Source organism: Marinobacter sp. CP1 (genome assembly GCF_001266795.1).
GTDB lineage: Bacteria > Pseudomonadota > Gammaproteobacteria > Pseudomonadales > Oleiphilaceae > Marinobacter > Marinobacter flavimaris.
The window spans coordinates 3,478,086-3,503,484 of record NZ_CP011929.1 but is presented as its reverse complement, the minus strand read 5'-3'; the positions used below and the strand labels follow the sequence as shown (position 1 = coordinate 3,503,484).

Genomic DNA, 25,399 nt, shown 5'->3' with positions numbered 1-25,399 from the left:
TGTGCCTGACAGCGTTGTTTTTTCTGGTTTAATTCGGCTGCGCCGGGGCCGGCGCAGCCGATCGGGGAATCAGTCCAGTTCTTTGGCCTGATCCCTCAGCACGAACTTCTGGATCTTACCCGTGGAGGTTTTGGGCAGCTCCGAGAAGACGATGGTCTTGGGTACCTTGAACCGGGCCAGGTGCTCGCGGCAGAAGTTGATGATGTCTTCCTCGCTGACTTGACCGGCTTCCGGCTTCAGGGTCACAAAGGCGCAGGGGGTTTCGCCCCACTTTTCGTCCGGCCGGGCAACCACAGCTGCCTCAAGCACAGCCGGGTGGCGGTAAAGGGTATCCTCAACCTCAATGGTGGAAATGTTCTCACCACCGGAGATGATAATGTCCTTCAGCCGGTCCTTGATCTCCATGTAGCCGTCTTCGTGCCATACAGCCAGGTCCCCGGTGTGGAACCAGCCACCCCGGAAGGCCTCTTCGGTGGCTTTGGGGTTCTTCAGATAGCCCTTCATCACCGTATTGCCGCGCAGGAAAATCTCACCGATGGTTTTGCCGTCTTTGGGCACTGGCTCCATGGTGTTCGGGTCGCCGACCATCGTGCCTGCCAGAGTGTGATAACGAACGCCCTGACGGGCCTTTTTCCGGGCACGATCATGCAGTGGCAGCGCATCCCACTCGGATTTCCAGGCACAAACGGTTACCGGGCCATAGACTTCGGTCAGACCGTAAACGTGAGTCACCTGGATGCCCATTTCCTCGATGGCACCAATGACCTGGGCGGGGGGTGCCGCGCCTGCTGTCATGGACTTCACGTCGTGATCAATGCCGGCCTTGGCGGATTCCGGCACGTTCAGCAATGCGTTAAGCACAATCGGGGCGCCACACATGTGGGTAACCTGATGATCCCGGATCAGCTGCAGAATCTTCTCGGGATCAACCCGGCGCAGGCAGACGTGGGTTCCTGCCATGGCGGTGATGGTCCAGGGGAAGCACCAGCCGTTGCAGTGGAACATCGGCAAGGTCCACAGGTACACCGGGTGCATGTCCATGGACCAGACTGCCTGGTTGCCGATGGCATTGATGTAGGCGCCACGATGGTGGTAAACCACGCCCTTCGGGTTCCCGGTCGTGCCGGATGTGTAGTTCAGGGAGATGGCATCCCACTCGTTGTCGGGGAAGCTCCATTGGAACGCCGGATCCCCTTCCTGAAGGAACGCCTCGTAGTCCAGATCGCTGACCTGAACACCCTCGCCATACTCGGGATCGTCCACATCGATCACCAGCGGCTTGGTGTCCAGCCGGCTGACGGCGTCCCTGATCACCTCACCGAACTCCCGGTCGGCAATCACAACCTTGGCCTCACCGTGATCCAGCATGAAGGCGATGGCCTCAGCGTCCAGGCGAACGTTCAGGGTGTTCAGCACCGCGCCAATCATGGGCACCCCGAAATGGGCTTCCACCATCGCGGGAATATTCGGAAGCATGACGGCAACGGTATCACCGCGTCCGATGCCGCGCCCTTTGAGGGCTGATGCCAGACGGCGGCAACGTTCGTAGGTCTGCGCCCAGTTGTAACGGATGGCCCCGTGAATGACGGCGGGATACTCCGGGTAAACCGTAGCGGTACGTTCGATGAAATCAACGGGAGATTGGACGGCGTAGTTGGCGTCGACGGGCGCCAGGCCTTGATCAAATATCGAGGTCATTGCGTGGTCCTCTTGAGTACTGTTGTTCTTATGGCGTATTCAGGAATATCGCTAAACTAGCTATACTTCGGGCTGGTCAGAATAGTATTGGATAGCAAAAACACTAGAAACTATACCAACGTATTATAGTTAATTTACTATAACGATAAGCCATGAACGATTTTTCCACTCCAAGTGTATTTAGTTTGCATGACGCCGACCCGCAACCCGGTTTGATCCTGGATGCGACAGGCAGCGTTCTGGAGGGCAACCTGGCCAGCCATCATCTTTGCCAGAACGCCAACCTGACCTCGCTGTTCCATCTGCTGCCGGTCAACGTTCAGGCGCTTGTGAAGTCGTCCCTGGAGCAGGAACGATCGATCGAGAATGTGGAAGCCAGAATTCCGGCAGACACCACCGAGCGTTTCCTGGTGTGGACGTTCGTCCCCGATATCGGGAGCTCGACGGTTCTGGCGCGGGCCAGAGACGCTACAGACGAAATCATCAACCGGGAAGAAGCGACCCGCTCCAACCGTCTTTACCGGCTGATTACCGAGAACACCACCGACCTCATTTCCCGCCATGCCCCGGACGGACGGTTTATCGATGCCACGCCCGCGTCCTGGCGGCTGCTGGGCTACTGGCCGGAAGAACTGAGGGGTAAGCCCCTGGAAGAAATTTTCCGGGGCGATCAGGTGGTTCAGAAGCTGGCTGAAACCCGCAACCAGCTACGGGACGACGGCTACGCCACCATGACTCTGGAGATTATTCACCGGGACGGTTCCCGCCGCTGGTTCGAGATTGCCAGCAGGGCCATTCGGGAAACCTACACTGGCGCTGTGATTGAGGTCATCAGCGTATCCCGGGATATCACCGCCCGGGTAGAGTCCGAGGAGAACAACCGCAGGCTGGCCGACGAACTCGCCCACACCGCCAGGCTCGCCACTCTGGGGGAGCTTGCCTCAAGCATTGCCCACGAGATGAACCAGCCATTGGCCACCATCGTGAACTTTGCCAGCGCCAGCCAGCGCTATCTCAAAGGCGCCCGAACCAATCCCGAATGCCTCGATCGAGTGGACGACGGCCTCCAGAAGATTGTTCACCACGCCAACCGGGCCTCGGAGGTCATCAAACGTTTGCGAGCTTTCCTGCGCAAGGGCCAGAAGCGGACCGCACCAATCGCACTGAACGAAGTCGTCAGCAATGTCGCCCGTCTTTGCCAATGGGAGGCCGAGAAAAACAAGGTGCAGATCCGAGAGAATCTGGCCTGTTGTGCGCCCGTCATCACCGCCGACCCGGTGCTGCTGGAACAGGTGCTGATCAATCTGATCCGCAACGGTATCGAAGCCACTGTTGAGGCTCGCGGTGAGGACAACCCGGGCCCACACTCGCAGATCGCCATAACGACCTGCATCAACGATCAGAACGAAACCCTGATTGAGGTCATCGACGAAGGCCCGGGGCTCGACGCGCAGGGCATTCGCCAGATGTTCCAGCCGTTCTATACCAGCAAGCCCCAGGGGCTTGGCCTGGGGCTCTCGATGAGCCGTTCGATTATCGAAGGCTTTGGAGGCTTCCTGGACGCCAGGCCGGCAGCAACGGGCGGACTCTCCCTGATCTGCCGTTTCCCGGCCAGCCCGGGCCACAAGAACAGAACCTCGAACACGGAGATGCAGCCAGATGAGTGATCAAGCGACACCGGAAGCCACCACCGTCTATGTGGTTGACGACGACGCCGGCATGCTGGAATCCACCCAGTGGTTGCTGGAATCGGTCGGGTTGAACGTGGAAGCCTACAGCGACGGCCGGAAATTCCTGGATGCGGTTGGCAACAAGAAAGCGGGCTGCGTGGTTCTGGATGTGCGGATGCCCGGGCTGGGCGGCCTGAACGTTCAGGAGGAGCTTCAGAAGCGGGGGCTGGACCTGCCGATCATCTTTGTCTCCGGGCACGCCGACGTTCCCATTGTGGTGAGGGCGTTCAAGTCCGGGGCCTTCGATTTCATCGAGAAGCCGTTCAATGAACAACTGCTCCTGGACAGCGTCCAACAGGCGCTGCAGGAACATCAGCAGTCCGCTCCAGAGTTGCAGGGTGATGAGGCAACCGAAGCCCTGCTGGCCACCCTCACCCGCCGTGAACGGGACGTGTTCCTGCCACTGGCCCAGGGCTACACGAGCCGGGAAATCGCAGAACAGCTGGATGTCAGTGTCAAGACGATTGATCTCTACCGGGCACGAGTCATGAAACGCCTGGGCGCCGATCGCTTGCCGGATGTGACCGGCACTGCCATTGCCGCCGGCCTTCTCGATCCGCTGGACATGCGTGGCGAGAAAACCTGAACGGCACTAACGCGCCGCAGACTGGACGTCGTGCGCCAGCACACCCAGCCTGGCCACGGCATGCTCGATGCGCTCACTCCAGGGGTTGGCGCTGTTCAGTCTCAGGCAATTGTCGTATTTGTCGGCGGTTGAGAACATCAGCCCCGGCGCCACGTTGATATCCTCCGCCCTGGCCCTGTGGTAAACCTCGGTGCCGGAAACGCCGTCGGGCAACTGGACCCATAGCACAAACCCACCCTGGGGACGGCTCACAGCCGTACCTTCCGGGAAGGCCCTGGCCACAGCAGTCCGCATCCGTTCGGTGGCTTCGCGATAGTGCTGCCGGGCTGAACGGAGGTAGCGATCATAGCCGCCCTGCTCCAGAAAATGCGCTACCGCCATCTGTGGAATCGATGACGTGGCCAGATTGACGAAATACTTGTGCTGCCTGGCGCTGGCCATATGCCGCCCCGGCACCATCCAGCCCAGCCGGAGGCCCGGTGAAATAGTCTTCGAAAACGAACTGCAATAAATCACATTGTCCGCCCGATCAAAGGCCTTGGCCGGTTTCGGCCGGTCCCCGGTGTGATGAAGGTCGCCGTAGATGTCGTCCTCGATCAGCGGAACAGCCGCTGCCGCCAGCATGGAGACCAGCTGCTTCTTGCGCTCGTCGGACATTTGCGCACCCATGGGGTTGCTGTGATTGGTCACGACCACACAGGCTTTGAGGGGCCACTGTTCCAGGGCCAGTTGCAGGCCTTCAAGGCTCAGACCCTCGGAAGGATGCGTTGGAATTTCAATGACCTTCAGCCCGACCACTTCCAGAGCCTGAAGAATGCCCGGGAAAGACGGCGATTCTACGGCCACAATATCTCCGGGCTGGGTTACCGCTCTCAGCGCCAGTATGATCGCCTCCTGGGCGCCATTGGTGGCAAGTACGTCGTCTGGCGTCACCGGCACACCGAGGGTGGCCATCCGCTGGGCGATCTGCCGGCGGAACGATTCCTTGCCGGGAAAGGCATAGTCCAGGGTTTCCAGACCCCGGCGTGCCGCCCAGAGCGTGCTGTGCTGGATCTGGCGGAGCGGCAGGTAATCCGGGTGGGGGATCGCCGTGGCCAGCGGTACCATGCGCTTCTGTTCGTCCGCGCACAGGTCCAGGGCCATCTCCCTGGCACTGACTGGAACCGGACGGCTTCGGTGCCGGCGCATAACAGGCTCGGGGGCGTCCACAGTGGGCAGCCGTACGAAGTAGCCGCTACGTTCACGGGCCTGCAGAAAACCCCGCGCCTCCAGCGTCTGGTGTGCCTGGAGGATGGTCGAGATGCTAACCCCGAACTGCCGGCTCAACTGTCGCACGCCCGGTAGCCGTTCGCCGTCCCGGTACACGCCTTCATGAATCAGCCCCTGAAGCTGATCCGCGACCTGGTTGTAGAGAATGCCCATTGCCCGCCCTCGCCTGCGAAGCTTCATCGTGATAATGATCTATTGCACCAGAACCCGAGCTGTTCGGTGCAGTACAGATTGCTTCCGATATGACCAGTACAGATCTCACCAAATGCATTCTGTACCGGTTCAAAACGAGATTATCTGAATCTGTTATGGCAGTCAGATCTTTTCCTACAATAGGCTCGAAATCAGATGATATTTCCAAACAGGCCAGCGCTTTAAAATAGGAGAAGAGACCGTGACTTTACCCTTCTATCAGGTTGATGCGTTCACCAGCGAGGTGTTCGGTGGCAACCCGGCCGCGGTCATGCCGCTGGACCAGTGGCTGCCAGATAACCTCATGCTCTCGCTTGCCGCGGAGAACAACCTCTCCGAAACAGCCTTTTTCGTGCCTCTTCCGGCCGGCGAGGACGCGGATTTCCATATCCGCTGGTTTACTCCGGGCACAGAGGTACCACTGTGCGGCCATGCCACCCTGGCCAGCGCCTGGATCATCTTCAACAAACTCGGCTGGGACAGAGAGCAAATCCGTTTACGCTCCAAAAGCGGCCCACTCTCCGTCCGGCAATCCGACGACGGCTGGCTGGTACTCGATTTCCCGAATCTGGCCTACGAGAAACAGCCCACGCCGGCCCTGATTCGGGAAGCTCTGGAAAGCGCGCCTGATACAGCGTTTTTTGTTCCAAACGACACCAATTACATGGTGGTCCTGAAGGACGAAGACGCTGTGCGGTCTGCGCAACCGGATCTGCGCAAATTAAAGCAACTGGGCAACCAGGGGCTGATCATCACCGCACCTGGCAACAACTGCGATTTTGTCAGCCGCTATTTCGCGCCTGGCGCCGGCATTGATGAGGACCCGGTTACCGGTTCCATTCACAGCGTGCTGGTGCCTTACTGGTCCGAACAACTGGGCAAAACCGAGCTTGAGGCTCGGCAGATTTCTGCCCGGGGCGGTGTACTTCGCTGCGAGCTAAAGGGGGATCGCGTCGACATTGCCGGCCAGGCAGCCTTCTTTATGGAAGGCGCCATTCATTTGTGAGGCACACTTGCAGAGTGCAAATGAAAAAACCGACATGGTCGCCGGTGATAGCTCTGACGGTCAGTTTCGTAAACTTATCCTCAATTCTTAATCAGAGGCGAAGTGATGACAGCGACCAAAGCATTTGCAGCACAGTCACCAACGTCCGGCATGGCACCTCATACCATAGACCGCCGGGATCCACGTCCCGATGACGTTGCGATCGAGATCGACTACTGCGGGGTCTGCCATACCGACATTCATTTTGCACAAAACGACTGGGGGATCACCGAGTATCCGGTTGTCCCCGGCCACGAAATTGTGGGGCGGGTCACGGCCGTTGGCCCCGAGGTCAAAAGCTTTAACGTAGGCGATGTCGTCGGCGTCGGGTGCATGGTGGATTCCTGCCGTACCTGCTCAGCCTGTGAAGCAGGTCTGGAGCAGTACTGCAGCGAAGGCATGACTTCCACCTACAACGGCCAGGACCGCCACGATCACTCCATCACCTTTGGCGGCTATTCCGAGCGTATCACCGTCAGCGAACGGTTTGTCGTTCGCATTCCGGAAAAGCTGGATATCAAGGCCGCTGCGCCTCTGCTTTGCGCCGGCATCACCACCTACTCGCCGCTGCGCCATTATGGCGTCAAAGCGGGCCACAAGGTCGGTGTTATCGGCATGGGCGGTCTCGGTCACATGGGTGTTAAATTCGCCCGGGCACTTGGCGCGGAGGTGACCATTTTCACCCGCTCCGAGAGCAAGGTTGCGGAAGCGAAAAAGCAGGGTGCCGATCATGTAGTGATCTCCACCGATGAAGATCAGATGGCCGCAGCCGCTGAAACCTTTGATTTCATGCTGGACACGGTTCCGGTCCAGCACGATCTGAACCCTTACCTCAACTGCCTGAAGCACGATGGCACTCACATACTGGTTGGCCTGCTGGAGCCGGTAGAGCCACCCGTAGAGGCTGGCGCCCTGGTATTCAAGCGCCGTGTTCTGGCCGGGTCGCTGATCGGTGGCATGCCGGAAACCCAGGAAGTTCTGGATTTCTGCGCAGAACACGACATCAGCTGCGACGTGGAGATGCTTGATATAAACAACCTCAATGAGGCCTACGAGCGCATGAAAAAAGGCGATGTGAAGTATCGCTTCGTGATCGATATGCACACCCTGAAAAACGGGTAACTGCAAAGGCGACCGGGCCCCACGGGCCCGGTCTCTGATTCCTTCTCATCCCGCCACTTCATACGTGGTTACCCCGGCACCACAGACGCCAGCCCCCCATATCCGTATAATTCGCCCACTCAATGTTCGTACCCGGTTTGTGGTTACCCCATGCCTTCACACTACGATGTCATTATTATCGGCGCTGGCGCAGCAGGCCTGATGTGCGCGGCCACTGCGGGCTATCGCGGCCGCAGCGTGCTGGTGTTGGACCACGCCAACAAGCCAGGCAAGAAAATCCTCATGTCCGGCGGCGGCCGCTGCAACTTCACCAACCTGAACAGCACGCCCGCCAACTTCCTGTCGGACAACCCGCACTACTGCATTTCCGCACTCAAGCGCTACACGCCCCAGGATTTTCTGGAACTGGTAGACCGGCACGGCATTGAGCATGAGGAAAAAGCCCCTGGCCAGTTGTTCTGCAAGGACAGCGCCAAGGATATCCTCAACATGCTGCTGACCGAATGCGAGTGGGCAGGAGCAGAAGTGAGAATGAAAACAACGGTCGACCGCATTACCGAAATCGACAGCGGCTACCGCCTGAGCGTCGGCTCCGGCGATCTCACCTGTGAATCCCTGGTGATCGCCACCGGTGGCCTGTCGATTCCCACCATGGGCGCCACCGCATTCGGTTACCGGGTAGCCGAGCAGTTCGGGCTGGACATACTTCCCACCCGCGCGGGCCTGGTACCCTTTACCCTGCAGCCGGAATTGAAAGACCAGCTCGCGCCTTTGTCCGGTGTCAGTTGTCCCGTTGACGTGCAGTGCCATGACCAGCACTTCCGGGAACCGATGCTGGTCACCCATCGCGGGCTCAGTGGCCCGGCGATGCTCCAGATTTCCAGTTTCTGGGAGCCGGGCGACAGCCTGGCCATCGATCTGCTGCCGGCCTGCCGCATCAAGGATGACCTGCTGAACCTCCGGAAAACCCGCCCGCAGTCAACCATTGCAAACTACCTGACCCAGCACCTGCCAAAACGGTTTGCCCAGGCCTTCAACGAACTGCAGGGCTGGACCGGTCCCTTGCAGGGCTACAAGAACAGCGATATTGAGCAGGTTGCCGATGTCCTCGGCCATTGGTCGATCAAGCCGGCGGGAACCGAGGGCTACCGCACGGCAGAGGTTACCCTGGGGGGTGTGGATACACGCCAGCTCTCCTCCAAAACCATGGCGGTGCTGGAGAAGCCAAACCTGTATTTCATCGGTGAGGTGGTGGACGTGACCGGCCACCTCGGCGGCCATAATTTCCAGTGGGCCTGGGCTTCGGGTGTGGCGGCCGGCAACAGCGCCTGAGGGCACATCCGACTGCCCAAAGCGACCGTCGAACTGGTAAGCTGAGTTCATGTATTGGCATGACCGGAGAACACACAAGATAGGGGGAACGGATGCTCCAGACCCACAGTGACACCACAACCAGCAATGCCCTCGTTGTCGAAGGTGGCGCCATGCGCGGCATCTTCGCCGCCGGCGTACTCGATGCCTTTCTCGAAAAGCGGCATCAGCCTTTCACGGAAGCCTGGGGCGTCTCCGCGGGCTCAACCAATCTCATCGGCTACCTCTGCGGCCATCACGGCCGAAATCATCGAGTAATCACCGACCACGCCTGTCGGCCGGAATTCATCAACTGGGGGCGTTTCTTCCAGGGCGGGCATTTGTGCGATGTTCACTGGCTCTGGCATCAGTCTTACCAGGAAGTACCACTCGATCTGGAACGCTACCTGTCTGGCACCACCAAACTCTGGGTGGCAACCACGTCGGTGGTGACCGGTGAGGCCCGGTATTTTCCGGTCGACGACCAGAACATCCACAACGTGCTCACCGCCTCCTGCTCCATTCCCCTGGCCTACCGTGATTATCCAAGAGTGGAGGACGAGCCCATGAGTGATGGCGGAATTGCCGATTCCATTCCGGTTGCGGAGGCCTATCGCCGGGGAGCCCGGGATATCACGGTGGTGCTTTCCCGACCGCTGGGCTATGAGAAGAAGCCGTTGGCGTTTCCGGCGCTCACCAAGCGGATGTTCCGGGAGCAACCGGGGCTCGCCGAGGCCATAATCCGGCGGGGCGAAAGATACAACGAGACACTGGAATTCATTCGAAATCCGCCGGAGGACTGCCGGCTCCGGATTATCGCGCCACCGGAGGATTTTCCGGTAAGCCGGTTGACCACGGATCTGAACAAGCTGGATCTGGGGTATCAGCAAGGCCACCGCGCGGCGATGGCCTATCTGGCCGAATTGGCCCAGGAAGTAACCTAGCGAAGCACCACCAGGGGCTTTTTGGCGGTTTTCAGCATCGTGGTGGTTGTACTGCCCACCAGGAACTGACGGATGCGGGAGTGCCCATAGGCGCCCATCACCAGGATGTCGATGTCGTGTTCTTCCTGGTAGGCGTGCAACGCGGGTTCCACATCCCCGGCCCGGATCGCCAGAGTGATCTCGGATTCCAGACCTGCCAGCATTTTCTCGGCTTTCCTGAGCTGCTCCCAGCGGTCGTTGGTGTCCGGTCCAACCATCACCAGATGCAACGGCATGCCTTTCAGAACCGGGCTGCCAGCCAGCAATTCCACGCCCTTGAACGCCGTAGCGCTGCCATCGAAGGCCAGCATGGCGCTGCGGGGCTGGGTATAGTCGTCCGGCACCAGGAGAATCGGGCGGTGCATGCTGCGAATCACCGTCTCCAACTGACTGCCGATGTGGGTGTCACGCTCGGAACTGCTTTCACCGTGCAGCCCCATGACCAGCAGGCGGGTCTGATTCTCCAGCGCCAGCAGAGACTCGGTCAGGTCACCATGGCGCTGACGCTGCACCACGTCATTGATACCGGATTCGCTGACCCGCTTTGCCGCTTCGTCCAGCATGTGGTGGCCGTGTTCCAGGGCCAGCTTGGCGCGCTTGCGGTCCAGCTCTGCCAGGTCTTCGAGCAGCTGTTCACGGCTGCCCAGACCAATGTTGCCAGCCAGATCCGGCTCCGCCGGATAACGTTCCTCGTCCAGCACGTGCAGCAGCATCATGGGCGTTTCCATGTGCTTGCTGGCCCAGGCTGCGTAATCGCAAACCGCCGGCGCCGCCTGGGAGCCATCAATACAGGCAACTACTCGTAACATCTCAACCTCGCCTTCATGATCCTTGTGATTGTTATTCTGACTGCGATCGCTGTTGGATTCCTTGGTCTGTGTCATGTCAGTGCCCCATCAGCTGGTCAACGGCGTCCGGCTTGTCGTGCACGCCAAAGCGGTCAACAATCGTGGCACTGGCTTCATTCAGCCCGATAACCTCAACTTCCGCGCCTTCCCGGCGGAACTTGATGACCGCCTTGTCCAGGGCACCGACTGCGGTGATATCCCAGAAATGGGCCCGGCTCAGATCAATGACCACATTATCGACTGCTTCCTTGAAATCAAAGGATTCCGTGAATTTTTCCGAGGAACTGAAAAACACCTGGCCCACCACTGTGTAGGTGCGGGTATCGCTTGCTTCATCCAGCTCAGAGGTCACCAGCATGTAATGGCCAACTTTGTTGGCAAAAAACAGGGCCGCCAGCAGAACGCCGGCCAGAACGCCGAACGCCAGGTTATGGGTGGCAACCACCACAATCACCGTAACAACCATCACGATGTTGGTTGAAAGCGGATGTTCCCGCAGGTTCTTGATCGAGCCCCAACTGAAGGTACCAATCGACACCATGATCATCACAGCAACGAGGGCCGCCATGGGGATCTGGACCAGCCACTTGTCCAGCACCAACACCATAATCAGCAGGAACACACCGGCAGTCAGTGTCGACAGCCGGGTACGGCCGCCGGATTTGATATTGATAATGGACTGCCCGATCATCGCGCAGCCCGCCATACCACCAAGCAGGCCGGAGCCGATGTTGGCAATGCCCTGACCCTTGCACTCACGGTTGCGGTCACTGGTGGTGTCGGTCAGGTCATCGACGATGGTTGCGGTCATCATCGATTCCAGCAGCCCCACAACAGCCAGCCCCACGGAGTACGGCAGGATGATCATCAGGGTTTCCAGGTTCAGGGGCACATCCGGCCACAGGAAGATCGGCAGAGTATCGGGCAATTCGCCCATATCACCGACCGTGCGGATGTCGAGGTTCAGGTACATGGCAACGCCGGTCAGAACCACAATGCACACCAGAGGTGAAGGCAGGATCTTGCCGATCCGGGGCAGCAGCGGGAACAGGTAGATGATGCCGAGGCCGGCCGCCGTCATGGCGTAGACATGCCAGGTAACATTCGTCAGTTCGGGCAGCTGCGCCATAAAAATAAGGATGGCCAGGGCGTTTACAAAACCGGTTACCACCGAGCGCGAGACGAACCGCATCAGGCCGCCGAGCTTAAGGTAGCCAGCGGCAATCTGAAGAACACCGGTCAGCAGCGTCGCAGCAAGGAGATACTCGAGACCATGCTCTTTAACCAGTGTCACCATCAACAGGGCCATGGCGCCAGTGGCTGCCGAAATCATGCCGGGACGGCCACCCACGAAGGCAATGATCACCGCAATACAAAAAGAGGCGTAAAGACCCACTTTGGGATCGACACCGGCAATGATCGAGAAGGCAATGGCCTCCGGGATCAGTGCCAGCGCCACGACGATACCGGCGAGCACATCGCCACGAATGTTCGAAAGCCAGTTGGCTTTTAGGGAATTCACCATAATGTCGGGTTTCCGGATTGCTGTGGAGATAAAAAAACTGAGATAAAACCGTCGATTGCACCCAACCTATCTCACGTTGGCTACAGGGATATGTCTCAGGGGATTAAACCAGAGGAAGAGGAAGCTGAGCGCTAGGGCGGAAGGATCGTCACGGTTTCAGTTTGCTGCACGGTTGATGAAAATCAGGTAACTGCGAATTTCAGGGTCGCGAAGCTTACCAGACCCCTAACGGGAAAGTAAGGCGGTTACGGGAATCTTCTTAGAGGTGTAACGACCGGTTGCACCTGCTGCTATCATCAACATATTCAATTATTAACAGGAGCCTACGCCCTCCCATGGATGATCTTGCTTCCCAGTTTCTGGCCGGAAACCAGACCACTCTCGACCTCGCCGTTGCGCTTTTGCTTGGCGCCATCATTGGCCTGGAGCGGGGATGGGATGCCCGGGAACAGAAATCCGGCGAGCGAATTGCCGGCATCCGCACCTTTGCCCTGGTAGGCCTGCTTGGCGGTATTTCCGCGGTATTGGCACAGGAAATCACGGAATGGGCGTTTCCCGTGCTTCTGGTCAGTGTCGTGGCCATGGCCATCGTGGCCTACAGCGAGCGCCTTGAGCATATCCGTAATTTCAGCATCACCGGTATGGTTGGCATGGTGCTGACCTTCTGCTTCGGTGCGGTGGCGGTGGCAGTGGACCCGGTCATCGCCACGGCCGCAGCGGTGGTAACCGCAATCATTCTGGACAACAAGGAAGAAATCCACGGTTGGGTCAACAAGCTGAAGGAACATGAACTGGATGCCGCTCTCAAGCTGCTGCTGATTTCCGTGGTCATGCTGCCGTTGCTGCCAAACGAAAAGATGGGGCCTGGCGGGGTTCTGAATCCCCGGGAAATCTGGTGGATGGTGGTGATGATCGCCTCCATTTCCTTTGTCGGCTATTTCGCCATAAGGGTCGCCGGTACCCGCAAAGGCATCCTGTTTACCAGCCTATTCGCCGGGTTGAGCTCGTCCACTGCCCTCACGCTGCACTTCGCCCGCCAGGCCTCGAAAACTCCGCAGCTCAACGCCCAGTTCGCCACCGGTATCCTGATTGCCTGCGGCACCATGTTCCCCCGTATCCTGGTTTATTGCCTGGTGATCAATCCCGATCTGTTGCCCAGTCTGATCTGGCCCGTGCTGGTGATGACCGCCCTGCTCTACGGGCCCGCGCTCTTTATCTGGCGGAAAAATGACCGAGAGCTTCAGGTAAGCCAACCAACCCTTAACCAGAACCCGCTGGATTTGACCTCTGCCCTGGTTTTTGGCGCGTTGCTCACAGCCATCCTGCTTATGGGCGAGTTCCTCGGCAACTGGCTAGGTGATGCGGGCATCTATTTCCTGGCAGCCACCTCCGGCATCGCGGATGTGGACGCAATTACCCTCTCCCTGACCCGCATGTCCAACAACAGCCTGGCCATGGGAACAGCAGTCATAGGCATTGTGATCGCCGCTGCCACCAACAACCTCGTGAAATCGGCGCTGGCCGGGTTTGTCGGCAATCGCCAGATCGGGCTGCTGGTCGGGGGGCCGATGGTGCTCTCTCTGGCAGCCGGGCTTCTGGTCGCCTGGCTGCAGTAATCCCTTACCTGGCCCGACGGAACGTCAGATTGTAACGATACCCGCCCGTTAGCGGGTGCTCCCCGGCTTTGAGGGTCAGCACGCCGTGATAACGCATCCGGGCCGGGCCGCCCCAGACCACAACGTCACCATGGGCAAGTGGCACGCGGATGGGGCGTTCGCTGCGTTTGAGACCACCAAACTGGAACACCATCGGCAGGCCCAGAGAAACCGACACGATGGGCTGCGTGAAGTCCTGCTCGTCCTTGTCCTGATGCAGCCCCATTCTTGCCCCGGGCTGGTATCGATTGATCAGACAGGCGTCCGGTTCAAATCCCTCAAAACCAGCGGTTTCGGCGGCGCTTCTGGCCAGTTCCCGGAAAGCCGCAGGCATGGCGGGCCAAGGCCGGCCGGATTCCGGATCCTCCGCCTGATACCGGTAACCCCTGCTATCGGTAACCCAGCCAAGATCCCCGCAGCAGCTCATGGCCGCAGACATGGCATGGCCACCAGGGGTCTTCATGTGTCTGAACGGCGCTTCTGAGGTAACCGTTTCAATGCCGGCCATGAGTGATTCGGCGTTCGGGAGCGCGAACTGCCGCAGCACCACCGCGCCATCCATCAGAGGCTCGACTGTCTGTTCCGGTGGCAGGTTAGAAAACAGGTCTTGGGTCATGACTACTGCCCCCTCATAAATGATTTAATCTAATAGCTTACGTGGCTTTTTCACAGGTCGATGAAAGCCTGTTCATGAAGCCGGGCTGAAAAACACGTATATTCTATGGGCTGATTCATTCCTGTTAAGGACTTATTAATGCTGTTTGCAATCATAATTGGCGGTCTGATTGGCTACGCCTTTGGCAAATTCCCGGGCTTTCTCATAGGTGCGGCGATTGGTGCCTTTCTCTTGAACCTTCTCAAGCGCCGCCTGATTGGCAAGCTCCAGAGCATTCAGTCCGGTTTTATTGAATCGGTTTTTGCGGTGATGGGTGCCCTGTGCAAGGCAGACGGCGTGGTATCCAGGGATGAAATCCAGATGGCCGAAGCCATGTTCGTTCGCTTCCGCCTGAATGAAGAACAGAAAGCCAAGGCCAAAACCGCCTTCAACCGTGGTAAAGAGCCGGATTTTGACCTGGATGCCGAACTTAACCGGTTCCTCCAGGCCAGCGGACGCCAACCCGCGTTTCTCCAGATGTTCCTGCAGGTTCAGGTATCAGCCGTAGCTGCGGACGGCAAGGTGCACCCGGCCGAACACGAAATGCTCGTAAAAATCGCCCGTGGGCTGGGGCTACCGGAGAGCCAGGTGGACCAGCTGGAAGCCATGCTCCGAGGAGCCCACACCAACCGGGCCGGTGCGGGCCAGCCCTCCTCCGCTGATCAGATCAGCGATGCCTACAAGGTTCTTGGGGTATCGCCTTCCGCCAGTGATGATGAACTCAAGAAGGCCTACCGCAAGCTGATGAGCGAGAACCACCCGGATAAACTTGCGGGCCGGGGATTGCCCGAGAGCATGCGGGAGATGGCAGAGGAACGCACCCGCGAAATCAGTCATGCCTACGATGTGATCAAGGAAGCCCGGAAAAAATCTGCGTAAGGCCCTCTGCCGTCACCGGTTCAGAACCAGCGCGGTACCCGCACGCGATAACGCTCGTAGTCCTCGCCAAATTTATCCGCCAGCGCCTTCTCCTCCTCCCGGGCCTGGCGGGTGATCACCAGTACACCGGCCACCAGGCATACCAGGGAAAACACACTGGGCAAGGCCAGGAAAAAACCGAGCTGCCCAGCCATCACAGCCAGGAACAGGGGATTACGGGAACGGCCAAATGGCCCGCCTGTGAGCAGTTTGCGCTCATCCTTCCGAGGATCGATACCAGAGCGCCAATCCTCATGCATGTAGGCCTGCAGATAGTTCACGGTAGTAAATGAGCCAATCAGGAGGAGCATGCCAACCAGCAAAATCGGCCACACATAGAGCGGGCCGAACACGCCCAGCCAGGGGTCGATATCCGCAAAAATCCGCACCACGCAGACGCCCAGAATGAACGCCCGAAACACATTGAAGGTTTGCCGGTGCCACCAGGGCGCACTCCCTCGCTCACCATAGTTAATGTGCGAAAAGCGCATTCTCTGATACAGCCCGAGGCTTCGGCCAGCAAACTGGAGACCGATCATCAGAAAGAAAATGCCGAGAAAGTGGCGTACGAGGGGTTCAATAAATTCCATCAGGATCGCTTACAACGTTTTCAGGCCGACAGCTTATTATTTGAAGAGGTCTGTGAAAAGGCCCTGTGCTAGCCGCCGACCACTCACCCTACCTAAAATGACATGTCATCACGTTTTCAAATGCAGTAGAGTCGTGGAATCACTTTCAAGGAGAGTCTGGCCATGAGCGCCCCGCAGTCCTGCCACAGTTTCAGAAACGACGCGATAGGTTGCGATGACGCCACTGCCCTTGCCGAACGGGTCCTCCGCCGGGAAATATCGATCACCGAACTCACTCAAGCCGCTATCGCTCGCGCACAGGCGGTCGAACCGCTCCTTCACGGTCTGGCCTCGGCGAATTACGACCAGGCGATCCGGACTGCTTCAAAGCTTGATGCCGCCGACCAGACCGGTTCCTTTCCCCTGTTCCGCGGTGTTCCAACACTTATCAAAGACAACACCAACGTGTCGGGCATGACCACACGGCACGGCTCCCTGGCCGTGCCCAGCGTTCCTGCATCCGATACCAGTCCATTTGCCCGCCAGTTGCTTGCCCAGGGTTTTCTGTGCCTGGGTAAAAGCACCCTGCCGGAATTCGGATTCAACGCCACAACCGAGCCCGCACACGCGCCGGCAACCTGTAACCCGTGGAACCTGGCCTATTCCTCCGGAGCCTCCTCAGGCGGTTCAGCGGCCCTTGTGGCGGCCGGCGTGGTACCCATTGCCCACGCGAATGACGGCGGAGGCTCCATACGGATTCCGGCCGCCTGCTGCGGCCTGGTCGGCCTTAAGCCCACACTAGGACGATTGATAGACAACGAAGCGGCAGCCTCCCTGCCGATCAACATTATCAGCGAGGGCGTAGTGACGCGCTCGGTACGGGATACCGCTAATTTTTTCGAGCAGGCCGAGACCTATTTCCGCAATCCCGGCCTGCCGGCCATTGGAAGAATGGAGGGCCCCTCCGGTCGTCCTTTGAGAATCGGACTGGTGCTGGATTCCATCAATGGTCACAAAACCGATGACATCACCCGACGGACTGTCGAAGAAACGGCGCTCAGGCTGGAAAAAATGGGCCACCGCATTGAGCCAGTGCCCGTTCCGGTGCACAGCACCTTCCCTGATGACTTTGCCCTGTACTGGGCACTGCTTGCCTTCGGCATCAGGGCCAACGGCAGGAAACTGCTTCACCCGGCCTTCGACAAACACAAAACAGACGGCCTGACCAACGGCCTCGACAGGATGTTCCGGCGACAGTTCTGGCGCCTGCCAACTGCGCTCTGGCGGCTCAAGCGTTCCTGGCACGACTATGCACATGCCATGGCCGGATTTGATGCCGTGCTCACGCCGGTACTTGGCCACACCACACCCGCCCTTGGCCATCTGAGCCCCGATGTGCCTTTTGACACCCTGTTCGAACGGCTGCGCGAGTATGTGAGCTTCACCCCTCTGGCAAACGCCACGGGCGCACCGGCAATCTCACTGCCCATGGGCCACACGCCCGATCAACTGCCCGTGTCCGTTCAGTTTATGGGGCGGCACGGAGGCGAACGCACGTTGCTGGATATCGCCTTCACTCTGGAAGCCACCCATCCCTGGCCGCTGCTTTGCGATTTCAGCCGGAACAATCCTGGCAGTGGGGAACAAAACGCCAGGGACTCACTGGCCAATCCCGCTTGAAGTTGGACACTTATAAAAACAGCTGCCATATTCTTTAAAGAACTTAGACGTAACCTGATCAAGTATCCAAACCGAGAGCCAAGGCCGTTCGTAATTCTAAGAAGGACAATTTATTGAGCCCGGCCATGCGTGACAGTGAAGTCCTCGTGACCCACCACAAGGCACTGATGGAGCTGAGCCACAATACCAGCTTTATCGAGATGCCCCGCCCCCGGAAGCTGGCAGCACTCATGGAGCTGTGCACCCGGCTGTTGGGCGTGAAACGGGCGAGTGTCTGGCTTTTCCCTCCGGAACGGGACCGGATCACCTGCGAGTGGCTTCACGACACAGAGCTGCCCGGCCGCAATAGCTGCATCGCGCAGAATGGCTCAGAGTTCAACCTGTTTCGCTCAGACCACCCTGACTACTTCCGCGCCATCACCGAAGAACGAGTCATTGCCGTGGAAGACGCCCGCAATGATATCCGTACCCGTTCCTTCGACCGCGATTATCTGTCCGTGCAAAACATTCATTCCATGTTAGACGCCCCGATTTTCGACGGCGAACAACTCAGCGGGGTTGTCTGCCTGGAGTCAAGTGTGCGCCGTGACTGGTCGGTCCCGGACATTTCGCTGTCAGCTGCCATTGCAGACACCATAAGCCTGATGAACACTCACGAGGCATGGCTGAGATCCAAGCGGGCGCTGGAATACGTCAGTCGCTACGACTCCCTCACCGGACTCGCCAACATTGATTCACTGCGTGACCGGCTGAACCACCTGGTGCGCAAGATCAAAGGCCGGGGTACCGGCAGTCTTGCACTGCTCTGGATTGACGTTGACCGCCTGAAAACCATCAACGATGGCCTTGGCCCTCAGGCGGGGGATCAGGTCATCGCCGATATCGGACAGCGCCTGAAAGAAATCCAGTTGGCGGGCAAGGACTTTCTGGCGCGCATTGGAGGGGATGAATTTGCCCTGGTTATTCGCAACTACACCCAGCCGAGCTTTCTGGACGAGGTGATCCGCGAGATCCACAGCCGTATTCGCCAGTCTATCCGGGTGTCCGATCAGGATCTGAATGTCAGTGCCAGTGTGGGCATCTGTCACTTCCCGGGCGATTGCCACGAGTCAGAAGAACTGCTCAGAGGTGCAGAGGCTGCGATGTACCACGCGAAGCGGCAGGGCGGGGACCGTTCGACCTTGTTCGATTCGGAAATCCAGATGACAGCCCGCTCCCGGTTTGCGCTCGAGAGCGAGCTGCGGGAAACACTCAGAACCAGCGGCCTCGATGTCTTCTACCAGCCAATCATGGACCGCACAGGAACACAGCTGGAAAGCGCCGAGGCCCTGGTTCGCTGGCAGCACCCGCAACGTGGCTGGCTGTCACCGATTGAATTTCTGGACGTGGCGCGCAGCGCCGGCCTGATGTATGAGCTGGGCGCCTGTGTGCTGAAAAACGTCTGCGCCCACTGGCGTGAGGCAAAAGACCGGAATACGCCATTACCAACGATATCCGTCAACCTGTCGGCAGAGCAGATATTGGTCCCAGAGTTGCCAGAGCTGGTAAAAGAGATCTGCGGTAACCAGGGCATGCCGGTCAGTGCCCTGCAGTTTGAGGTGACCGAAGACTCCATCCAGGGTGATTTCAGTGTCATCGGTCGGGTTCTGGAACAGCTGGTACACGCCGGCGCCGAGCTCGCTATCGACGACTTTGGCACCGGGTACTCATCGCTGTCCCGGCTCAAAAGCCTGCCCTTCTCCCGAATCAAGATCGACCGCTCGTTCATCAACAACCTCCCGGATGACGAAAACGATTGCGCTATCACCCTGTCGATCATTGGCCTGGCCAGGGGGCTTGGCCTTTCTGTCGTTGCAGAAGGTGTGGAGAGCGAAGCCCATGAAAGCTGGCTGTTCGAGAAAGGCTGCGACTACCTTCAGGGCTACCGTTACAGTATACCGCTTCCCTACCCAGAGTTTATCAAGCGCTATTTTTCCCAGTGATCCTGCACGTCAAATCCCGGAAATAGTGATAACACCTCCAGAAAACTCGCCTCCGGCGCGGCGCTAATGGTCAGTGGTTTACCCGAAACCGGGTGTCGGAATGCCATCCGGGTTGCGGCCAGCATCAACCGCCCCTGGCCGAATCGCTCTGCAAAATAGCGATTGTGGCGGCCCCGGCCGTGATTGGCATCGCCAATGATCGGGTGATTGATGTGTTTCATGTGCCTGCGCAACTGGTGCTTTCGGCCGGTTTTCGGGTTCAGTTCAACAACGGCGTAGCGACTGCTCGGGTATTTCTCGATCTCGACCGGTATCTCCGTCGTCGCCAGCGTGCGGTAATAAGTGAGAGCGTCCCGCACTGGCTGCTCTTCCCCTTTCAGCCGTCGATCCTCCGATTCCTCTCGCAAGGGATGATCAATCTCCCCGTGTTCCGGCGGCCAGCCACGCACCATCGCCAGATAGGTTTTCGTCACCTCACCGGCCATCAGCGCCATACCCAGCGTGCGGGCAGTGTCGCTGTCCCTGGCAAACACCAGGACGCCGGAGGTAGGCCGGTCCAGTCGATGGACCGGGTAAACATGCTGGCCCTCATTTAGCGCCCGGGCATATTGCAGGGCAAACTCGGTTTCGTGTTTGTCGATAGGGCTCCGGTGAACCAACAGCCCGGCCGGTTTGTGGACAGCCAGAAGGTGTTCGTCCCGGTAAAGAACGGTTAGTGGGTTGCTCATAAGATAGATGTCATAAAAGCTTCATATTCAAGTCGGCCAATTGCATTCAAGAGCCCGCTTCTCTAGCCGATACCAAAGTAGATAACCTAATCAACTAACGCTACGTATACACTAGCGACACACCCTTACCATCGATCGCTCCCAGGAATAGCTGATGAACTGGTACTCGAAAAGCATTCTCAACCGGGTTCTTCTCGTCGTTTTGACGGCAAATCTAGTCGTCGCCGCAGTGGCGGTGATTTACCTGAACTTCTCCCTGAAAGTCAAAGATGACTTCAACAGTCTTGTAAGTACCAGGATGGTGAACGCCCTTGAAGCCCAGGATGTGCTTTCTGATTTCAAGACCCAGGTCCAGGAGTGGAAAAACGTCCTGATCCGCGGAGCCGACCCGGAACAACTGGACAAATACTGGGGCCGATTTCAGCAGCGCGAAGCATCAATACAGAGCCAGCTTGATGACCTGATTCCCCGAATTCAGGAGCCACAGGCAAAGTCACTGATGTCCGACTTCAAACAGGCACACCAGACGATGGGGCGTGCCTATCGTGAGGGATTCGAGGCGTTCACACGCTCAGGCTTTGATCCGAACGCAGGCGATGCCGCGGTACAGGGGATCGACCGTGAACCTGCCAGACTGATTGTAGATGCTGCAACCGCAGTCCGTGAAGATAGCCTTGTCCGGGCCCGAACCCTGAACACCGTTGTCACCGAGCGTAGCTGGCTGGTGGCGGGTCTTCTGATTGCCGCCATCATTCTGGGTACCATCGCGCTGATAATGATCCTGTTGTCAGGTGTGGTCCGGCCCGCACAGAAGCTCACCTCGCAGATCTCCCGACTGGGCGACGGTGATCTTTCGGATCCTGTAACCATGCAGCGGGCTGACGAATTGGGGCAATTGGCCGACGCTGCCCGAAGCCTGCACCGCTTCCTCAGCGATACCGGAAGCCAACTGAGCGAGAACGCCAGGCAACTGAACGATACCGGCGAGTTGATCCGCCAGAACGCCGACAGTGTCGTCAGCCAGTCTGACCTGGCCCACCAGCGCATTGAGCAGATTGCGACAGCCATGAACGAAATGTCTGCCACCGCGGAGGATGTGGCCAGTCACGCTGCCTCGGTAGCCACCGAAGTGAGCCAGACATCCGACGAGACGGCTACAGCGGATTCGCAGATCAACAAGGCGGTAGACAGCATGCGGCGTCTGACCGACCAGATCCGGAACTCGGCCGAAACCGTTAACCAACTCGCCAATGATGGCAAGAAGGTCGGCGACGTTATGCAGGTTATCCGGGAAATTGCAGACCAGACCAACCTGCTGGCACTGAACGCCGCCATCGAGGCGGCCCGGGCCGGCGACGCAGGTCGCGGATTCGCGGTGGTTGCCGATGAAGTCCGGAACCTGGCTGCCAAGACCCAGGAAGCCACCGTGGAAATCGACCAGATCATCGGCGCCATCAGTGGGGCTTCGCGGGACGCCACCGAGTTCATGCAGGCCTCAGGCGTTGTAGCCCAGGAAAGCAGCGAGGCCGTTGAAGCCGTACGCGCCACCCTGGCCGAAATCAACCGGCGCATGGGCAGCATCAACGACGCAACAACCCAGGTTGCTACAGCGGCCGAAGAACAGACCAGTGTCTGTGAAGACATCAACCGCAATGTCACGGATGTGGCCGAAACCTCCGAAGCCATGCACCAGGCTGCTGAAAACAACCTGCGCACGGTACCTGAACTGGAAGCCATGGCTGCCCGGGCCCAGGAACTGGCGGGCCGGATCAAGCATTAAGTAGTTCGGAAGCGGCTGGTCAGACTCCCGAAAGCCCGACCGGCCCGGTTACCCAGCACCAGCAATGCAGGTGTGAGCAACAGCGTCAGCACCGTAGCAAACGCCAACCCCCCCGCGATGGCACTGGACAGCTGGGTCCACCACTGGGTTGATGGCGCACCAAGGCCCAGGGAGGGCGTCAGCAGGTCCACATTGACGCCGAGGACCATGGGCATCAACCCCAGCACAGTGGTGATGGCCGTCAGCAGCACCGGCCTCAGGCGAAGGCAACCGGTTTCCAGGGCGGCCTCGTAGGCCTCAACCCCGTCCTTGCGCATCTGGTTGTAGGTATCGATCAGAATGATGTTGTTGTTTACCACGATGCCTGCCAGGGCAATCGTACCCATTCCCACCATCACAATGCCGAACGACTGACCGTTTACCAGAAGCCCGAGCAGCACCCCGGCGGTGGAGAGCACAATCGCCGAGAGAATCAGGAAGGTCTGGTACAACGAATTGAACTGGGTCACCAGTATCAACAGCATGAGGCCGATGGCTACCAGGAAGGCCGTCGCAAGGAAGTTTGATGCCTGCTGCTGATCCTCGTTCTCGCCGGCAAACTTCACCGAAATTCCCTCTGGCGGTTCCGGCATCTCGGCCTGCAGGGCCCGCAGCAGCTCATCCACGCGGCGCCCCTGTGCCAGATCGGATTTGATGGTTACCGTGCGCTGGCCATCCACCCGGACAATACTGTTGGTTTTGTCGCCCGGGCGAAGATCGACGAATTCAGAGAGCGGCACCTGGCCCCGGGAGGTATGAATGGTCTGGCGCTGCAGATGATCCAGTTCCCGCCAGTTATTCGGAACTCGCACCACGATGTCCACTTCATCCCGCACGTCTTCAGGGCGATAGGTGGCCAGTTTCAACCCGTTGGTCACCAAGCGCACGGCACTGCCGATACCCAGCACATCGGTACCGAAGCGAGCGGCGGCTTCCCGGTCAACCTGCAGCCGCCACTCAATCCCCGGAAGGCTGCGGTCGTCTTCGATGTCCACGAAACCACCGAGCTCACGCATGCGGTCTTTGATTTCGTCCACGTAGCCATTGAGACTGTTTGCTTCGCGGCTGCTCACCTGTAGCTCTATCGGTTTGCCTTCGGCAGGCCCACCTTCCTGTTTGCGGAATTCCAGCTCAACGCCCGCTATATCAGAGGTCATGTCGCGGAAGTCCTCGAGAATCGCGCTGGCCGGTCGCCGGGTGAACCAGTCGGTAAACTGGAATTGCAGAACGCCTATGACATCTGGCGCCAGTTGCGAGCTGGTCTGTACCATTGAGCGGGCGTACAGGGCCTTCACCTCGGGCATGCCACGCAACCGCTGCTCCACTTCACGCACAATGGCATCCCGCTCCCACACTGAAAGATCACCCCTCGCCCTCACCTGAACCTGGGCGGAATCCGGCTCCACACTGGGGAAGAACTCAACCCCATGGTTGAAGCGGGCGTACGCGGCGTAGATCACGGCGATCACGCAGAGCACACCAATCAACGTCAGCCCCGGTGAACGAAGTAGCAGCCCCAGTACCCGTCGATAACCCTCCATCAGGCGCCCCGAAGAATGCCCCTGCCGCGCCCGGCGCCCCCCACTGGTGCTGCCCAGCACGGGCAGGAACACCAGCGCCATGGCCAGGGAAGCAATCAGACAGATAATCACCGTCAGCGGCAGGAACTTCATGAACTCCCCGACAACGCCGGGCCAGAACAACAACGGCACAAACACCGCCAGCGTGGTTGCGGTCGACGCAATAATGGGCCAGGCCATGCGACTGGCCGCCTCGGCCCAGGCGTGCTTTACCGTCTGCCCCTCCGACAGGTTCCGGTCCGCCAGCTCCGACACAACAATGGCGCCATCCACCAGCATGCCGGCCACCAGGATCAGACTGAACAGCACCACGATGTTGAGCGTGAGCCCCATGCTCCAGATCACCAGGATGCCGGTGAGGAAGGCACCAGGAATCGTCAGCCCCACCATAACCGCCGAACGCGGCCCCATGGCGGCAATCACCACAATCAGAACCAGCACGATGGCGGTGAGCACGTTATTCAGCAGGTCACTGAGAATATCCCGGACTTCCTCGGACTGGTCCATGATGTAGCGGATTTCCAGAGAGTCCGGCAGCTCCGGTCTGGCCTGATCAATCAACTCACGAACCTGGGCAATGGTCTCGATAATGTTGGCACCCGAGCGCTTGGAGACTTCCAGCACCAGCGCCGGCTCCCCATTGATACGAGCGAAACCGGTGGGGTCCTTGAAGGTACGCTGGAGCATGGCCACATCGCCGAAGGTGACCACTGTGTCACCGTCCACCTTGATCGGCATGGACATCACATCCTCGATGGTTTCGATCACCCCGGGCACTTTCAGGGCCATGCGGCCATTGCCGGTATCCAGCGAGCCGGCCGCCACCAGCTGATTGTTGCGGGTTACCAGCGAAGCCAGCTGATCAAAATCAACGCCATAGCTCTCCAGCACCTGGGGATCGACCACGATTTCCAGCAGATCCTCCCGATCGCCACCAATCTCCACTTCCAGAACTTCCGGGATAGACTCGATGGCATCCTGGAACCGCCGGGCGATGGTTATCAGCTCCCGCTCCGACAAGGGGCCAGACAGACCCACGGACAGCACCGGGAACAGGGACACGTTGATCTCGTTTACCCTGGGTTCATCCGCTTCCTGGGGCAGCTTGGTACGTGCTGTATCCACTTTCTCCCGCACGTCCTGAAGCGCCTTGTCCGGATCAAACCCGGCATCGAACTCCAGCATCACCGAGGCATGACCTTCCGAGGCGGTACCACGCATTTCCTTGATGCCTTCAAGCGAACGCAGCTCCTGCTCCATGGGCCGCACCAGCAGACGCTCGGCGTCCTCCGGGCTGATGCCATCCAGGGTCATGGAGACATAGATCATGGGGATGGTGACGTCGGGGTTGGCTTCCTTCGGGATGGTCTGAAACGCGGCAATACCCCCGAGCAGGAGGAACAGAAGCGTCAGCAAGGTGGTCCGGCTGCGATCAATGGCTGCGAAGATCAGTGCGCGCATGCGG

Annotated in this window: 19 protein-coding genes; 11 read left to right on the top strand and 8 right to left on the bottom strand. The window is 58.9% G+C overall.

Annotated features, from left to right (window positions below; all coding sequences use genetic code 11):
• Positions 1-69: 69 nt before the first annotated feature.
• On the bottom strand, positions 70-1,698 hold the full coding sequence (locus tag ACP86_RS16160) for an acyl-CoA synthetase (protein WP_053114773.1): 1,629 nt from the start codon (positions 1,696-1,698) through the stop codon (positions 70-72).
• A 152-nt stretch (positions 1,699-1,850) separates the two neighbouring features.
• Between ACP86_RS16160 and ACP86_RS16155 the strand changes: the two genes are divergently transcribed.
• Together ACP86_RS16155 and ACP86_RS16150 are read left to right on the top strand one after the other, a co-directional pair.
• Entirely contained in the window at positions 1,851-3,365 is a 1,515-nt protein-coding gene (locus ACP86_RS16155; protein WP_053114772.1) for a PAS domain S-box protein, read from the top strand.
• Positions 3,358-4,014: a response regulator transcription factor gene (locus ACP86_RS16150; RefSeq protein WP_053114771.1), complete on the top strand. Its 657-nt coding sequence runs from the start codon at positions 3,358-3,360 to the stop codon at positions 4,012-4,014. Before ACP86_RS16155 ends, ACP86_RS16150 begins: the two co-directional genes overlap by 8 nt.
• A gap of 6 nt (positions 4,015-4,020) precedes the next feature.
• On the opposite strand, the gene ACP86_RS16145 is transcribed toward ACP86_RS16150, so the two are convergent.
• Entirely contained in the window at positions 4,021-5,436 is a 1,416-nt protein-coding gene (locus ACP86_RS16145) for a PLP-dependent aminotransferase family protein (RefSeq protein ID WP_053114770.1), read from the bottom strand.
• 241 nt (positions 5,437-5,677) lie between these two features.
• Between ACP86_RS16145 and ACP86_RS16140 the strand changes: the two genes are divergently transcribed.
• From ACP86_RS16140 to ACP86_RS16125, 4 genes are all read left to right on the top strand, one after another.
• On the top strand, positions 5,678-6,481 hold the full coding sequence (locus tag ACP86_RS16140) for a PhzF family phenazine biosynthesis protein (protein WP_053114769.1): 804 nt from the start codon (positions 5,678-5,680) through the stop codon (positions 6,479-6,481).
• Positions 6,482-6,586: 105 nt separating this feature from the next.
• Positions 6,587-7,642 (top strand): NAD(P)-dependent alcohol dehydrogenase, encoded by a 1,056-nt coding sequence (locus tag ACP86_RS16135; RefSeq protein ID WP_053114768.1) that lies wholly within the window; start codon positions 6,587-6,589, stop codon positions 7,640-7,642.
• A 150-nt stretch (positions 7,643-7,792) separates the two neighbouring features.
• Positions 7,793-8,974 (top strand): NAD(P)/FAD-dependent oxidoreductase, encoded by a 1,182-nt coding sequence (locus ACP86_RS16130; protein ID WP_053114767.1) that lies wholly within the window; start codon positions 7,793-7,795, stop codon positions 8,972-8,974.
• A 92-nt stretch (positions 8,975-9,066) separates the two neighbouring features.
• Complete coding sequence (locus ACP86_RS16125; RefSeq protein WP_008170559.1) at positions 9,067-9,936, top strand: patatin family protein; 870 nt, start codon at positions 9,067-9,069, stop codon at positions 9,934-9,936.
• Here the strand turns inward: ACP86_RS16125 and ACP86_RS16120 are convergent.
• Both ACP86_RS16120 and ACP86_RS16115 read right to left on the bottom strand, forming a co-directional pair.
• Positions 9,933-10,859, bottom strand: coding sequence for a universal stress protein (locus tag ACP86_RS16120; protein ID WP_053114766.1), 927 nt, complete (start codon positions 10,857-10,859; stop codon positions 9,933-9,935). The two genes, ACP86_RS16125 and ACP86_RS16120, sit on opposite strands and share 4 nt — an antisense overlap.
• Before the next feature lies 1 nt (position 10,860).
• Positions 10,861-12,348 carry a SulP family inorganic anion transporter gene (locus ACP86_RS16115; protein ID WP_053114765.1) on the bottom strand — a complete coding sequence of 496 codons (1,488 nt, stop codon included), beginning with the start codon at positions 12,346-12,348 and terminating at the stop codon, positions 10,861-10,863.
• A 335-nt stretch (positions 12,349-12,683) separates the two neighbouring features.
• On the opposite strand from ACP86_RS16115, the gene ACP86_RS16110 reads away from it, so the two are divergent.
• A complete protein-coding gene (locus ACP86_RS16110) occupies positions 12,684-13,964 on the top strand; it encodes an MgtC/SapB family protein (RefSeq protein ID WP_053114764.1) in 1,281 nt (426 codons plus the stop codon).
• 4 nt (positions 13,965-13,968) lie between these two features.
• Here the strand turns inward: ACP86_RS16110 and alkB are convergent, their stop codons facing one another.
• Complete coding sequence (gene alkB / locus ACP86_RS16105) at positions 13,969-14,619, bottom strand: DNA oxidative demethylase AlkB (protein ID WP_053114763.1); 651 nt, start codon at positions 14,617-14,619, stop codon at positions 13,969-13,971.
• 138 nt (positions 14,620-14,757) lie between these two features.
• On the opposite strand from alkB, the gene djlA reads away from it, so the two are divergent.
• On the top strand, positions 14,758-15,537 hold the full coding sequence (djlA, locus tag ACP86_RS16100) for a co-chaperone DjlA (RefSeq protein ID WP_053114762.1): 780 nt from the start codon (positions 14,758-14,760) through the stop codon (positions 15,535-15,537).
• 20 nt (positions 15,538-15,557) lie between these two features.
• Here djlA and ACP86_RS16095 read toward each other — a convergent pair whose 3' ends face one another.
• Positions 15,558-16,166, bottom strand: coding sequence for a methyltransferase family protein (locus tag ACP86_RS16095; RefSeq protein WP_041645084.1), 609 nt, complete (start codon positions 16,164-16,166; stop codon positions 15,558-15,560).
• A 162-nt stretch (positions 16,167-16,328) separates the two neighbouring features.
• On the opposite strand from ACP86_RS16095, the gene ACP86_RS16090 reads away from it, so the two are divergent.
• Together ACP86_RS16090 and ACP86_RS16085 are read left to right on the top strand one after the other, a co-directional pair.
• Entirely contained in the window at positions 16,329-17,825 is a 1,497-nt protein-coding gene (locus tag ACP86_RS16090; protein WP_053114761.1) for an amidase, read from the top strand.
• 125 nt (positions 17,826-17,950) lie between these two features.
• Complete coding sequence (locus ACP86_RS16085) at positions 17,951-19,807, top strand: putative bifunctional diguanylate cyclase/phosphodiesterase (RefSeq protein WP_053115551.1); 1,857 nt, start codon at positions 17,951-17,953, stop codon at positions 19,805-19,807.
• On the opposite strand, the gene ACP86_RS16080 is transcribed toward ACP86_RS16085, so the two are convergent.
• Entirely contained in the window at positions 19,792-20,535 is a 744-nt protein-coding gene (locus tag ACP86_RS16080) for a pseudouridine synthase (RefSeq protein WP_053114760.1), read from the bottom strand. The genes ACP86_RS16085 and ACP86_RS16080 overlap by 16 nt on opposite strands.
• A 154-nt stretch (positions 20,536-20,689) precedes the next feature.
• Here ACP86_RS16080 and ACP86_RS16075 point away from each other — a divergent pair, with 154 nt between their 5' ends.
• Positions 20,690-22,315 (top strand): methyl-accepting chemotaxis protein, encoded by a 1,626-nt coding sequence (locus ACP86_RS16075; RefSeq protein WP_008170578.1) that lies wholly within the window; start codon positions 20,690-20,692, stop codon positions 22,313-22,315.
• On the opposite strand, the gene ACP86_RS16070 is transcribed toward ACP86_RS16075, so the two are convergent.
• Positions 22,312-25,395: an efflux RND transporter permease subunit gene (locus tag ACP86_RS16070; protein ID WP_053114759.1), complete on the bottom strand. Its 3,084-nt coding sequence runs from the start codon at positions 25,393-25,395 to the stop codon at positions 22,312-22,314. The two genes, ACP86_RS16075 and ACP86_RS16070, sit on opposite strands and share 4 nt — an antisense overlap.
• Between the last annotated feature and the right edge of the window lie 4 nt (positions 25,396-25,399).